Consider the following 13,765-nt stretch of genomic DNA (forward strand, 5'->3'; position numbering starts at 1 on the left):
AGAATAATCAGACAAATTTCTATCATGAAAAGAACCATTTTGACAAAAATTATAGATTCCTTGCGTTATGCCGCCGAATGGTTTTCAGAAACGCCAGAAAGGGCATTAGAGCAAGCATATAATGCCGCTTTGCAAATCAAGGCTATTGAAGACGAATATTTTGGCGGCAAAAAAATAGTGGCTGATTCAGCTGATTACACTGACAGCGAGATGTCCTATTTTCGTGCCGAACTGCAAAAAAATCTAAATATTACCAAGGGGCGACTAGCCGAATTCAGAGCCAGTAATTCAGTGATCGGGATTAGTAATTATAATCAAACCCCAGCCAAAGCAGAAATAGTTGATGCCTCAGTTAATAACGGAAACGTTTATTCGCCCGAATCCAGGGATAAATCAGCGATTATTTTAGAAAAGCTAAAATTTATCGATCGCGTCATATCTAAATATACTACTATAGAGTCCCAAAAATCACAACCTGAAAAATCTTTAGCTTTAGTAGCAATTGCCAAAAATCAAAGCTCTGATTCTGAAAAACTTAGCTCACCCATTTCAAATGAGCAACTGTATTTATCTACTCCCAACTCAGATAGCAAAGCTGACACTATTTCTGACAAAACTGGTGTTTTACCCAGGTCTATTTTTAAAACGATTAATAGACTTCAGAGAGAATTAGATCCGCAGTCGGAAGAAGAAGTTGTCAAAAAGTTCCGTAAGTCCAAGGCAAAAACAGCAATTTCTCTCAGGTTTCTTTTAATTCTAATTATAGCACCTCTGCTAACTTATCAGTTGTCCAAACTATTTGTTGTAGGGCCTCTAGTTGATAATTTCCGAACTGAAAACGAACTCGATATTTTCATTAACCGGGATTTGGAAGAAGAAGCTCTTAGTGAGTTAACAAGATTTAAGGAAAGACTAGAATTTGAAAATCTAATTTTTGAAGCCCCAAAATTTTCCCCTGAGCAAATAGAAGAGCAATTAAAAGAAAAGGCCAAGGAGATAGCAAAAGAATCCCGTCACCAAAGTGCTGATGCTATTAAAAATATCTTTTCCGATTTACTGTCGCTAGTTGCGTTTGCTGTCGTCATATTTATGAGTCGCAGAGAAATCGCAGTTTTGAAGTCTTTTATCGATGAGCTTGTGTATGGTCTCAGCGATAGCGCTAAAGCCTTCATAATTATTTTGTTTACCGATGTATTTGTGGGATTCCACTCACCGCATGGGTGGGAAGTGCTACTGGAGAATGTATCGCGGCATTTAGGTCTTCCAGAAAATAGAGATTTTATCTTTTTGTTTATTGCTACTTTTCCTGTAATTTTGGACACGGTATTTAAATACTGGATATTCCGTTACTTGAATCGGATATCTCCTTCAGCTGTCGCCACCTACAGAAATATGAATGAGTAATATGAGGAATGGGGAATAGTTATGGTTTACAGTTCATAATTCATAATTAATGGCCATTGACCAATCACCTTTTCCCCAATCATCAATCACGAATTACAACATCGCCGGTTCCTTTTGATCTGCCTCTTGTGCCAATTTAGCGTCAGATTCTTCGACCTTCATCAGAGTTGATTCAGGCAGGAATTTAGCGTCAGGACTGTGAGGACTCTTGAAAGTAATTTGAGCATCTGGCTTTTGGCAAGCTACCATCGTTTTAACGTGTTCCATTTCGTCATCGCGGATAGCAACAAATACGTCGTAGAGATTCTCAATTTTCGGGCGACGTTCTTCTGGTGAACGAGAAGTTTGGAATTCATCAAACAGATAAAGGTCACCTTGGAGGTAGTAGTTTATGGCAACCTGGGGTGCTGGCTCAGTTTTAAGTTTCTCCCCATATTCTGCGAGGAAGTTCTTGTAAGTTTCGTAAGCGTGTTCCTCTACCATCTGCATGAATTGGTAAGCTGACTTGGGTGCCACTATATACACGCAAATCAGAATCCAGTAGTAAACAAAAGCTCCTGTATGGGCGACAAAGCGATCGATCCAGTACTTATTGCCGCCAAGGGACTCCATAGTTAGCAGGTGGTGTAATTCGTTCCAGGATTCGGCAAAATGAACTTTGAGCCAATCTGCCTTGCGCCACCAACCCATAGTTTCGTAAAGGTGAAGCACTGATGTAAAGGCAAAGTAAGGAACGCGAGCAACCGTTTCCAAAACAAAAAATCGTGGATATAAACGGTCTCGGTAAAGGTAGTTGAGAATAAATTCTAAGAAATTGACTAGGAGTCGAATCATTTATGGTACTCCTTGTACTTGTATCAGGACGTGGGTATGATATCTGACTGTGAGTGCGATCGGCCCCATTGCAGTGTCTTACTGTAGAGTCTTTTTAGATGGTAAATTTCACTACAATTCGATCGATATCCACACCAAGATTCAGAAGGTTTTCTCTTAATCCACTTCTAAAGTGTAACAAAATCTTTACAAAGTGTGGTTTGGTTAATTTTAGCTTTACTTTTGAGCAAATATAACGTTGAGTCTAAGCTGGAATTAGGGAATTTATTTAATGCTGAGATGAAAAGTAGTCTCGATCGCAATCCAGTGCTGCTAGTTCACGGTATTAACGATACCGGGGCAGTTTTTCACAGAATGGCTCCCTACCTGATTGAGCGGGGTTGGTCTGTTTACGACTTGAACATGATACCAAATAATGGTGCTAAGCACCTTGACCATTTGGCAGAGCAAGTTGCAGATTTTGTAGCCAAAGTCTTCCCGCCAGAACAACCTTTAGATCTAGTTGGTTTCAGCATGGGGGGAGTTGTCAGCCGCTACTACGTGCAGCGACTGGGAGGAATCGATCGCGTGCAGCGCTTCATTACGATCGCCTCGCCTCATCGCGGCACGTTGACAGCCTATGGTTCCCAGCGCCCCGGTTGCGTTCAGATGCGCCCCGGTAGCGCTTTTCTGGAAGATTTGAATCGGGATGTCGCCATGTTGGAGAGGCTAAACTTCACTTCCATCTGGACACCCCTCGACTTGATGATCGTCCCGGCGAATAGTTCGCAACTGCTTGTGGGTAAAGAGGTGCAGGTGCCGGTTCCTCTCCATCCTTGGATGCTGACAGACTCTAGGAGTCTTCATGCGGTGACAGAGGCGCTGGGAGAACCTGTTAGATAGTATCCCCCACCTGTGCATACTCGCGATCGCCAAAAATTGCCGAAGCATGAGAGTAATATTTAAACTCAAGTATGTTATGGAAAGGATCTTCTAAAAAGAAGGTACGATGCTCTGTGGGTAAACCGACAAATCGGCGTTTAGCCTCTTGGTAAAAGTGTAAATTCTTTTGTTTCGCCCGATCTAGCAGTGCTTCCCAATCGGCTTCGGAAGTGAAAACCAAACCGAAGTGCCTGGGATATATACCTTTTTGAGGGGTCAGCAGTTCTTTGACTGTGTGGGCAACGATTTGATGGCCATAAAGGTTTAGAATTACCGAAATTGGGCTTTCGCGACCGATTTCGCAGCCTAAGCCATCGGCGTAGAATGCTTTTGTCTGAGCAATGTCGGTGACGGGAAAGGCAAGATGAAATAAAACTTGGTTCATAGTTTGTTCGGGGAGGCTAGTGCGTTATGTTCTCTAGTATTTATTCTCTTAATTCCTGGCTAGTAGGCGCAGCATTGAATACGGTTTTGTTAGCGATCGCCTATTTTGCCCCTAAAAAATTGCTTACACCAGCAGGCTACGTTCATGCTTGGGTGTTGGGCGTTCTCATTTGGGGTACTCTTGGCTGGCAGGGATATTTAGTGGTACTGTTCTATTTTCTCGTCGGATCTGGCGTCACCCGCATCGGTATGGCTCAAAAAGAAGCCGAAGGAATAGCTGAAAAGCGATCGGGTGCCCGTGGGCCAGAAAATGTCTGGGGTTCTGCGGCGACTGGGGCATTATGTGCATTGGCAACTCTTCTCCCACTCCCCTCTTCTCCCACTCTTCCCCTCCTGCTGCTGGGTTATGTCGCCAGTTTCAGTACTAAGCTTTCTGATACCTGCGCCAGTGAGGTGGGCAAAGCCTACGGTAAACGCACTTTTCTGATTACTACTTTACAACCAGTAGCGCGAGGAACGGAAGGAGCGGTGAGTCTGGAGGGGACTTTAGCTGGGGTTGTGGGGTCAGCTGCGATCGCGATCGTTGGTTGGGGCGTCGGCTTAATCGATTTGGTGGGTGTCGGTTTGTGCGTAGTGGCGGCTTTTATTGCCACTAATTTAGAAAGTCTGATCGGTGCTACAGTGCAAGGCAAGGTAAGCTGGCTCACCAATGAAGTTGTCAACGCGATCAATACTTCGCTGGGTGCGATCGCTGCCATTCTGCTAGCTTTGGCCTTTCGCTTAGCATAATTTCACCCCTATTAAGCATATTTTTCAATACGGCTAAATTGAGCCGCCGCAGATAACTGCTGACTCGTACAGATAGCCACTGTACGGTCGGCTCCAACGCAGTGTTAGACCGCGACAGACTTCGCAATCTTTGCAAGCAATCGTAATGCTTCATTAACGGAAGCTGAGTCTCGAAAGATTTCTGCTACATCCGGATCGAGAACTACAACGTTACTTGATTGCATATAGGCTTCATAGTACTTGCCACGAACTCCGCCTGAAAAATCATATTCAGGTCTCATTTCGTCATTGACTGCTGCTTCAGGTTCCTGACTCATAGTTTCGCTTCTCCTGCCGAGTGGCTAAACGGGCACTAATCAAACGTACCTCACCTTCTCGTTCCGTATGGGAGACAACCAAAAGACGCTGTAGCCTCGACTGCCTTGTTGTCAGAAAGCGAAACTCACCTACCGAGCGATCGGGGTCAAGAATTGTAACAGCTAGTGGATCTCCAAAGACTGTGACAGCTTCTTCAAAAGACACACCATGCTTCTTGGCGTTGCTACTTGCTTTGTCTGGGTTCCACTGAAACGTCATAACGATATTCTTCTCTTGGACAGCAAAATAGGTGGGCGATTTGCCCACCCTACCGCTAAAACACCTTCTGCTTTGATAATCTTAGATTACACAACCATACTTGGCAGTTTTTGTCAACCTCTTCTACTGGACTGGCGCTCTAGGGCATATATTTTCAAATTTGAAATTTCTATCTCAAATTTTCAACCCTATAACTACACATAAATCAACCACGAATCCAGAAAAACTCCCAAACTTCCAAGGCTGTACTTACGTATATATAAGCCTAGCCTCATATCCTAAGAGGAAAAATATGCAGACAGCCCTATTTAAATAGGGTTTTGGGCAAATTCTATCTAGAAGTCGATCCGGCTAAAAACAACAAATAAAAAAACTGCAAAAATTTTATTTCTGCAATTCCGTAAAGAATGCGTAGGGTTTGTATAATAAGAAGTAGGACACAAGATGATTTAGATGAATTTAGCTTCCGCAGATTTTCTTAATCGGCACCTATTGCTAATCACCTAAGCATCATTTAATCGTGTCACAGTATAAAAGGTCATCAGTACAATTTTCAACAACACAGAGATGTAAGTCTACATCTTGGGAGAAAACTTTATGGCTACCAATCTGTTCGATGCTAATTTTTACCGCGCTCTCTATCCAGACCTAGCTCGTGCTGGAATCACCACAGATGACCAACTGCGGCAGCACTTTGTCAATGCGGGTGCTAATGAAGGGCGTCAATTTTCGCGGTTTGCCGACCTCAATTATTATACAGCAAGTTACCTCGATTTAACTAGGGCAGGCTTGACCAAACCCCAAATGTTTAGCCACATGGAAACATTTAGTTTAGGAGAAAAACGCCGACAAGGACTTGTGTTTAACGCATCTTACTACAAAGCTGTCAATACTGACCTAGCCCAAGCTAATCTCACTGACGAACAACTAACTCAGCACTACCAAAGTAATGGTTTGAGAGAGGGACGCACTGCATCAGAATTTTTCAATCCCCGCGTCTACTTAGATGCTAACGCTGACTTAAGGGCAGCATTCGGCAACAATTTTGAAAGTGCAGAACAGCACTTTGTCAACTATGGATATCGAGAAGGGCGTATAGCTGCCACACCTGTTGCTCCAGCATCAGATCCCGGTAACACTCCGACTGTTTCTTACGATCTTGGCAGCTTGCGTACTAGCCCCACTTTGAATGATTTTGTGGGCACTCCCGACCCAGAGGATTACTATAGCTTCAATCTGGATCGTCCAAGCAATCTCAACCTAACATTGAATGGTTTGAGCAACAATGCTACTCTTAAACTGTTTGCAGATGTTAACACTAATAATGCGATCGAACCCGGTGAAGAGATCGCCAGCGTTTCCGGTAGTAGTTCTAGCGCCGCATCAATCAACAGGAATTTGGCTCAAGGTCGGTACTATGTAGATGTGATAACAGGTTCACCCACCACTAACACATCATACAGTCTGAGTTTTGCTGCCACTGGCATTCCGACGACAACTGCATCAGATCCAGGTAGTACACCAGGTACTGCTTTAAACATAGACGCCCTAACTGGGACTCGTAATTATCAGGATTTTGTGGGTACTGCCGATCGCCAAGACTTCTACCGCTTTGTCCTCAGTAATAATTTGAACAACTTCAACTTATCCCTTAATGGTGTGAGCGATACGGCGGTTGCCAATGTCTATGGAGACAGCAACAATAATGGCAGCATAGATCCGGGTGAGTTTTTGGCTAGCACTACTGCTTCTTCTTCCAGCGCAGGCTCGTTAGCGCGGTCTTTAGGGGCGGGTACTTACTTCGTTGAGATTACCACCTCTCCTCTTGCTAATACCAGCTACAATCTCAGCCTGACTGCATAGGTAACTGCTGCGGTTAACACCGGACAGAAAATCATTTCTCGCGAGAAGTTCTTTTAGCGGTAGGGTGCGTTGCAACGCACCCTACTTTACGTTAGTGTGCGATCGCGCCAGCAATCCATCATATCATGTCCGGTGGCATCGGTTGTCTAAAAAAAATAACTCTCTTATCTGTGTTCATCTGTGTTCATCTGTCTACCCTACGGGAAGGCGAAGCGCCTACATCTGTGGTAAAAATTTAACCCTCGATTCCCACAGACAATTTCTCGCATCACGCTTACGCTACCGATGAAACCGGACATGATATCATATCCATGTCCGGTTATATCGGCCTTGTCTGTGGTCATCATTGGTTAAATTTTTACCGCAGATGTAGGCGCTTCGCCTTCCCGTAGGGTAGACAGATAAACGCAGATGAACGCAGATATGAAAAGAGATTTTTTAGCGTCCCGATGCTACCGAACATGATAAGTAGGTGGGCGTAAATGAACTGAACTTCCAGAAACCCGGTTTCTCCAAGAAACCGGGTTTCTAAGGGCCTGGAGTTTTACGTTTAATTATGCCCACCTACTTATCAAGCCCCCAAATAGCGCCGCAAAAAACTTTCCAGAGTTTCCAATTTCAAGTTGAAAATCGACTCTAGATTGGCAATGTCATGTGTTGTGCAAAAAAATTCATTTGCCAGTAATGTCCGCAAAGTGCCGATCGACTTTCCAGCGCTGGGATTGAAAAGCCCCAACGTACTGCGTACCCCATCAAACAGTAACAGCGGCGGATTAATTACGATCGGCTCTTGGTTGAATATCCGGCCAAAAATGCGCGGAATGTCCGATCGCGTGAGAATATCCGGCCCTCCTACTGGTAAAATTTGATTTCGCGCCCCTTGAGTAGAGATTGAATCCACCGCAATCCTCGCCAAGTCATCGGTACTGACGATCGAAGTGCGGTTTTTCGGGTCGCCTACAAGCAGGTAAATCCCCGTCTGACGAAACTGTTCCGCTAGGGGGAGCAGATTGGAGGCAAACCCGGAAGGTCGCAGAATGGTATAATTCAGACCGCTGGTTTGCAGGTATTTTTCCACTTCCCGCTTTGCCTTAAAGGTTGGTGCATCTTCGTATCCGCGATCGACTCCCAGCACCGAAATGAAAACGAAGTGCGTGACTCCATTCTCCTTGGCTCGGTCAATTAGTTCAATATTGGAGCGATAATCCAGCGCTTGGGCATTGCCATCGGAGCCGTGGGCGCTGATGATATACTCAACGCCCCGACAAGCTTTTTGGATATCTTTTTCTTGCTGTAGATCGCCAATAAAAATCTCGGCTCCCCGGTGTTCCAGTTCCCCGTAGCGAGACATGAGGCGGACAAACGATCGCACCGGCATCTCCCGTTCCCGCAGCAGCCGCACAATCCTACGGCCCAATCCTCCTGTAGCTCCTGTGATTAAAAACATATCTGCTACCTCACTCGAAATATCTGGACTGGCTGCTCCCTTCATTTGTTCGCCATATTTCGAGTCTAGCTAGTGACATACTCCTACACCAACCTTTCAGGTATGGTGTAGGCTTCTAGCAGCCCGATGAAGGGTATGCAAGATTTCCTTTATGGTACTATCATCCATAGAACCAACTACAGATAGTTTCCCACTACGGCGTTTTATACTTGGGAAAATGCCCAACCCAAGTCTTTTTAAGTTAATCGCAGCATTAATGTCGCGATTAACCATCAAAGAATTTTGCTCATCCCAATAGTCTCGGATATTGCCATCGGTGAAAACAATTTCATTCCGATAAGAGAGAACCATTGAAGTATAAGCGGGATGTTTGGAAATGACAACTGCTCCGGCAATTGATGCTATGTAGTCCAGTGTCTTGAAGAAGTTTCCAAAGGCTGCATCAGACCAAGATTTATTCAATCCAGATTTGGCAGATTGACCATTAGGAAGGTAGGTTCCATCCTCAGATTGTTTGGCTTGATTCCGTTTGGTTAAACCTTTGAGATTTAGGTCTTCATGAAAGAAAACCTTTTTCCCAGTTCTCACCAATCTGTGAGCAGTTTTGTAATGAAAATCCTTACGAGAACGAGCAATATGAAGATGCTGTCTGCCCTCTTTTTTAGCTAGTTTACGTCTAGCTTTACTACCACGTTTACACTTATTTCGCTTAGTTGATATCTGGGTCAACTTGGCTTGATTTTTGCGTAATGGCTTCAGAGATGTTATTTTTTCGCCATCAGAAGTAGCCAGATAAACATCTTCATGTAAAACAGCATCCATCCCTAAAGAATTGTCCCAATTTGGCACAACTACATCGGCACTAATGCTTGGTACAGTGACATCCTCAAGGATTAATTGAACAAACCAACCATCGGCTTTTTTAGTAACACTGACCTGCTTAATCACAAATCCGCCCGGGATGGGCCGGTGCATTCTGACTTTGATTATTCCTAGCTTTGGCAGTCGCAAATAAAACCAGTTCTTTCGAGCCAATTTAATCCAACTTGGATTGGCAGTAGCAAAAGTCATGGTTCGGAAACTAGCTTCAGACTTAAAGCGTGGTTTGCCAGACTTGTTGCCATTACTATCACCAACAATAAATCTTTCAAATGCCTTGTCAACACGCTTTGATACATCTTGCAAGACCGTTGAATCAACCCTGGCAAAGTCCAACAATTCGCCACTATGGAACACCTGAACCAAATCTTTCTTAATGATTGGTAATTGTTGTTTTTGGCTGTAATAATTGGGCTTTTCTCTGACTGGTGCAATGCTAGTGATTAAGGGACAACAATTAACGCTAGTACGATTCATTTCCCACCAATCAAACCTGTCTCCTAATTGGCGATTATACCAATAGCGACAAATCCTGAGCCACTGATTTAGCTCAATTTTTTGATTAGTGTCGGGATAGAATTTATACTGATACGTTATTGTCACTGTCGCTCTGGCGCTTTAAATTTACTTAAATTAATATACCATAAGATAGGTATGAGTAAAGTAATCAACCTGGAAATTTGCTCGTCTCCTCATCCACCTCATGGCAATCCAACTAGCATCGCAGTTGGATTGCCATGAGGTGGAATCGTCGTGTCGCACGGCTTTCATCCCACACCAAATCAGAATTATGGTGTGGGGATTTCCGCCTGTTTAGCTAAAATTCAACAATTACTGGAGTGTGGTCGCTAGGTTGGGTCAGTTTTCTGGGAGCAACATCGATCGCGCAGGCTAGAGCCCTTTCGTATAGAATCGGGGTGAGATAGTGGTGGTCAATTCGCCAACCACGGTTGCGCCCAAAACCACCAGAACGATAGTCCCACCAGCTAAAGTGTCCGCCCTCAGAAGTGAATTTCCGAAAGGCATCAGCTAATCCCAATTCTAAAACCTGTTGCAAGGCTTGGCGTTCTAAATCTGTAGCCATTACTAATTTTTCTCGCCCTTTGGGATTGTGAATATCTTTATCTTCCAGGGCAATATTGATATCACCGCAAACGCACATCCCACTTGGTTGTTTTTCCAGGAGTGTTTGCAGGTAATCGCGCAGTACTTTTAGCCAGCGCAGTTTGTAATCGTATTTCTCGCTACCAACTTCAGAACCATTGGGAACGTAGAGGTTGACGACACGAATATCATCTATAACACCCGTGATTACCCGTTTCTGTTCGTCAAAATCTGAAATACCCAAAACAGGGTCAAATCCTACGGTGACATCCTCTAGGGGCTTGTGGCTAACAATGGCGACGCCGTTGTAGGATTTCTGTCCCGAAATGTAGAGGTGATAGCCCAGATCTTCAAAAGGCGATCGCGGAAATTCTGCATCTTGAACTTTCGTCTCTTGCAAACACAAAGCATCTACAGGATTTTCCTGTAACCAGTTTACTACCTGCACTAGGCGGGTACGAATCGAATTAACATTCCAAGTGGCGATTTTCATTATTCATTCCCCGTTTGTTCGTCAATCTTTTCACTCAAAAACTCAAGTTTTCAGTGCTTCTTCGGCATCTGGATGAGATTCCCAGAAATCTCGTAAGGTGCTGCGGGACAAAATACGCATAGCATTTGTAATAACGCGATCGGATCTTGCTCACTAGAAGGTAAAGTTTTCAATCGGGCGATCGCACGTTCAAGTAACTTTAACCATGTGCATCACTCACCATTTTTTCACGGATGCAAAGATGCGCGTAACTTTTCAAGCTCATCATTCTGAAAGCACTTGGAAAAAGAACGATAGCTGCGGGCATTTGGATGTGGAAGGAAAGCAAAAAATCTTTCACTGCTCCCTATCTTTATTGCCTCTGACACTGAGATTTTTTCAGGGATATTGAATTGACTTTGAATTGCTTTCCTTGCACCTACTCCCAGCACCACAATTACTTTTGCCCCGGCCAGTTCTAAAGTTCTCAACAAATAGGCTTTAACACATTTATTTTGCGCTTGTTCTACGCCAATTTCTTTATGGGATTTACAATGCACTATTTCGGTAAGTGCATAATCAATTCCTGGAAGCACATCCCGTTCAAATAACTCCATAGCACGTTGCCGGACTGCTGCCCAGAACTTAACAGCATGGCTATATGTCCCGTCCATTAGTAAGGATTTCGTACCATTGACGATCCATTCCTTGCGTCCCCCTCCAAAACGATAACTGAAGTAATCTTCCATATCATCGTCTGACCAAGACCAATTTGGGTAGTTTTCAACAGAGCCAATTGATGGATTTGAACTCAGAAAAAGAATAGGAGCTTTCTCTATATGTCCACTCCAAGGCTCAGGTACTTGAAACTTGTCTAAATTGAGCGATCTTTGATAATCAACAATTTCGCTACATGGATGTTCAGCAGCAGGATTTTCTCGACAGAACCGTGCATGGGGGCAATGAGCAATTTCATGTAGCAGAGTTATCTCAGACATTTTAAATGTTGGATTGCTGAATGTTTCAATTATTTGCGGCTTTTCCAATACCCAGGCTAGCTTTAGCATATTCAGCAAGTGCTTCAGGATGAAATACATACTTCATGGGTCAAGCAACAGCCTCACTTGAGCTAAGGCTTCATCCCCCGGAATTGCTTGCACAGCACCGCTTCGGATCTCGTTACGTCGTTTATGAGCCTCAGTTGTCCAAGCTGCCTGAATTATTGGGTCGATATCGAATTCTAAACTTTCTGCGAGTTTTTCTGCCAAAAGCGCTCTTGATGCACTAGGCAGAGATAAAAGCTCTTCTGTCAGTTGTTCAATTGACCGCATAGCTCTTCGCCAAATGCTTAATTACGATCGTAATGTAACAGATTTTAGACCAATACAAGGTCATTGATCCGGGGTTAATGTGGTTTGCGATCGCGGCTATCGAACAGCCTAGACAAACAGTATAAAGCCCCTCAATCGGCGATCGCTATGCTGTAATTAATAAAGGATCTGTCCTTTCACCACCGGATAGCTGACATGACCCAAAGCCTCAACCCCACAACATTACCCCCCGCCTTTCCCGATCACACCCAACTCCCAGACTCCGACGGCACGTTTGTGAAAAACTTCCAAGAACATCCCCAGAGTATTCTACTCACCGACTCCCTGGAAACTACACTGCAAACCCTCCACCCCGACGGACAATATGCGATCGGGCAAGATTGTGGTATTTACTGGCGCGAAACCGAGCCTCCTGAACGCGGAGCAGAAGCGCCTGACTGGTTCTACATTCCCAACGTTCCGCCCCTATTAGATGGCGAAATTCGCCGCTCTTATGTGTTGTGGCGCGAGTATATTGTGCCATTAATTGCGATCGAATTTGCGAGTGGCGATGGTTCTGAAGAACAAGACAATACTCCTTTATCTCGCCTACCAGAAGGTGTCAACCAGAAACCAGGAAAGTTTTGGGTATACGAGCAGATTATTCGGATTCCTTACTATGCGATATACATCATTAAAACGAACGAATTACAAGTATACAATTGGGTGAATACTCGCTATCGCCGGTTGGAACCAAACGATCGCGGACATTACCCGATCGATCTGATGGGAGTAGAGTTAGGGGTGTGGGAAGGTAGCTATCAAAATCAGAACCAGCGATGGTTACGTTGGTGGGATAATGAGGGGAATTTGTTGCTAACTGGTAGCGAACAAGCTAGACTCGAACGCCTCTATACTGAACAGGAACGCCAACGGGCCGATCGCGCGGAGCAAACCCAACGGGATGCAATTCCTCAACTTCTAGCAATGGGTTTAACAGTAGAGCAAGTGGCTCAAGCGCTGTCGCTGTCCGTAGAAGATGTGCAGCGATTGGGGTAAGGAGAGATGGGGGTAAAGTGCGATCGCACTGGGATCGCCTTGTTATGCCATTTAGCAATTATCCATAATGAAGCCGATAATTTTGTCTTTCCTGTGTTGTATGATTTCCTTGCTCCATACCCCATTCTCGCGGACTAAACTCTGAATTTCTCTTTGCTGTTCATTGTGCGTATAAGTTGCCAATTTTTCGGCGAACGGAATATTTCCCACCGCGCAATTATGTGACTTGGATAACAATAGATAGTTGCCTAAGCAATTAAGGTATTGATTTCTAAACTCATTATCGTAATCGTCATAACCATCTGGTTTTATTTCAGGTTCAGTTGTTGGAGCGATATGCTCCAGTTCTGGACTGATGATTCGGTCAAATCGAGTATGAGAATAACCGTTTTGACCTTGTTGCTCTAAATGAATCTCATATTTCCAGAGCAGATATTTTGCAACTAAATGATGTATTCCCCCTTGGAGCGATTCTTTGAGCTTTTCATTATTCCAATAACCCCACCACCATTCCGATGTTGTTTTCATCCATTCTATTCGTTCTATTATCGGGCGAATATCTTTGTTGCTTTCGGTGAAATTCTCAAATACATCCTTGATTCTTGATGTTATATCAGCGCGAGTTCCGATCGAACGGTGACGAAGCCTGACGGGGTGACAACAATGGGTCAACCCCTTACTGCGTGCGGGGTTGACCCATTGTTGTCAAAAAAAAATAGGTCT

At 44.2% G+C, this 13,765-nt stretch carries 15 protein-coding genes; 5 read left to right on the forward strand and 10 right to left on the reverse strand.

Going from position 1 to position 13,765, the window contains the following annotated elements:
- The first annotated feature begins 24 nt into the window (after positions 1-24).
- Positions 25-1,404: a proton extrusion protein PcxA gene (locus LAY57_RS25165; RefSeq protein WP_249069850.1), complete on the forward strand. Its 1,380-nt coding sequence runs from the start codon at positions 25-27 to the stop codon at positions 1,402-1,404.
- Between the two features lie 93 nt (positions 1,405-1,497).
- Here LAY57_RS25165 and LAY57_RS25170 read toward each other — a convergent pair whose 3' ends face one another.
- Positions 1,498-2,238, reverse strand: a complete 741-nt coding sequence (locus LAY57_RS25170; protein WP_249069851.1) for an alternative oxidase — start codon at positions 2,236-2,238, stop codon at positions 1,498-1,500.
- Between the two features lie 195 nt (positions 2,239-2,433).
- Here LAY57_RS25170 and LAY57_RS25175 point away from each other — a divergent pair, with 195 nt between their 5' ends.
- Positions 2,434-3,120: an esterase/lipase family protein gene (locus LAY57_RS25175; protein ID WP_338022486.1), complete on the forward strand. Its 687-nt coding sequence runs from the start codon at positions 2,434-2,436 to the stop codon at positions 3,118-3,120.
- Here LAY57_RS25175 and LAY57_RS25180 read toward each other — a convergent pair.
- Positions 3,113-3,544, reverse strand: coding sequence for a VOC family protein (locus tag LAY57_RS25180; RefSeq protein WP_249069852.1), 432 nt, complete (start codon positions 3,542-3,544; stop codon positions 3,113-3,115). The genes LAY57_RS25175 and LAY57_RS25180 overlap by 8 nt on opposite strands.
- 26 nt (positions 3,545-3,570) lie before the next feature.
- Between LAY57_RS25180 and LAY57_RS25185 the strand changes: the two genes are divergently transcribed.
- Positions 3,571-4,332: a TIGR00297 family protein gene (locus LAY57_RS25185; RefSeq protein WP_249069853.1), complete on the forward strand. Its 762-nt coding sequence runs from the start codon at positions 3,571-3,573 to the stop codon at positions 4,330-4,332.
- Positions 4,333-4,436: 104 nt separating this feature from the next.
- Here the strand turns inward: LAY57_RS25185 and LAY57_RS25190 are convergent, their stop codons facing one another.
- Together LAY57_RS25190 and LAY57_RS25195 are read right to left on the reverse strand one after the other, a co-directional pair.
- A complete protein-coding gene (locus LAY57_RS25190; RefSeq protein WP_249069854.1) occupies positions 4,437-4,649 on the reverse strand; it encodes a hypothetical protein in 213 nt (70 codons plus the stop codon).
- Positions 4,633-4,908, reverse strand: coding sequence for a BrnT family toxin (locus LAY57_RS25195; RefSeq protein ID WP_249069855.1), 276 nt, complete (start codon positions 4,906-4,908; stop codon positions 4,633-4,635). Before LAY57_RS25195 ends, LAY57_RS25190 begins: the two co-directional genes overlap by 17 nt.
- 597 nt (positions 4,909-5,505) lie before the next feature.
- On the opposite strand from LAY57_RS25195, the gene LAY57_RS25200 reads away from it, so the two are divergent.
- The gene (locus tag LAY57_RS25200) at positions 5,506-6,771 is read left to right on the forward strand and encodes a pre-peptidase C-terminal domain-containing protein (RefSeq protein ID WP_249069856.1); all 1,266 of its coding nucleotides are present in this window, start codon (positions 5,506-5,508) and stop codon (positions 6,769-6,771) included.
- A gap of 571 nt (positions 6,772-7,342) precedes the next feature.
- Here LAY57_RS25200 and LAY57_RS25205 read toward each other — a convergent pair.
- The 5 genes from LAY57_RS25205 to LAY57_RS25225 form a co-directional block, all read right to left on the reverse strand.
- Positions 7,343-8,218 (reverse strand): SDR family oxidoreductase, encoded by an 876-nt coding sequence (locus tag LAY57_RS25205; protein WP_249069864.1) that lies wholly within the window; start codon positions 8,216-8,218, stop codon positions 7,343-7,345.
- 96 nt (positions 8,219-8,314) lie between these two features.
- On the reverse strand, positions 8,315-9,700 hold the full coding sequence (locus LAY57_RS25210; protein WP_249069857.1) for an RNA-guided endonuclease InsQ/TnpB family protein: 1,386 nt from the start codon (positions 9,698-9,700) through the stop codon (positions 8,315-8,317).
- A 214-nt stretch (positions 9,701-9,914) separates the two neighbouring features.
- Positions 9,915-10,694 carry an exodeoxyribonuclease III gene (gene xth, locus LAY57_RS25215; protein WP_249069858.1) on the reverse strand — a complete coding sequence of 260 codons (780 nt, stop codon included), beginning with the start codon at positions 10,692-10,694 and terminating at the stop codon, positions 9,915-9,917.
- A gap of 227 nt (positions 10,695-10,921) precedes the next feature.
- The gene (locus LAY57_RS25220) at positions 10,922-11,719 is read right to left on the reverse strand and encodes a uracil-DNA glycosylase family protein (RefSeq protein WP_249069859.1); all 798 of its coding nucleotides are present in this window, start codon (positions 11,717-11,719) and stop codon (positions 10,922-10,924) included.
- A gap of 54 nt (positions 11,720-11,773) precedes the next feature.
- Positions 11,774-12,004, reverse strand: coding sequence for an addiction module protein (locus LAY57_RS25225; protein WP_249069860.1), 231 nt, complete (start codon positions 12,002-12,004; stop codon positions 11,774-11,776).
- A 195-nt stretch (positions 12,005-12,199) separates the two neighbouring features.
- Here LAY57_RS25225 and LAY57_RS25230 point away from each other — a divergent pair, with 195 nt between their 5' ends.
- Complete coding sequence (locus LAY57_RS25230; RefSeq protein ID WP_249069861.1) at positions 12,200-13,042, forward strand: Uma2 family endonuclease; 843 nt, start codon at positions 12,200-12,202, stop codon at positions 13,040-13,042.
- A gap of 51 nt (positions 13,043-13,093) precedes the next feature.
- On the opposite strand, the gene LAY57_RS25235 is transcribed toward LAY57_RS25230, so the two are convergent.
- Positions 13,094-13,570: an HNH endonuclease family protein gene (locus LAY57_RS25235; protein WP_249069862.1), complete on the reverse strand. Its 477-nt coding sequence runs from the start codon at positions 13,568-13,570 to the stop codon at positions 13,094-13,096.
- Positions 13,571-13,765 lie beyond the last annotated feature (195 nt).

Source organism: Argonema antarcticum A004/B2, from assembly GCF_023333585.1.
GTDB classification, from domain to species: Bacteria; Cyanobacteriota; Cyanobacteriia; order Cyanobacteriales; family Aerosakkonemataceae; genus Argonema; species Argonema antarcticum.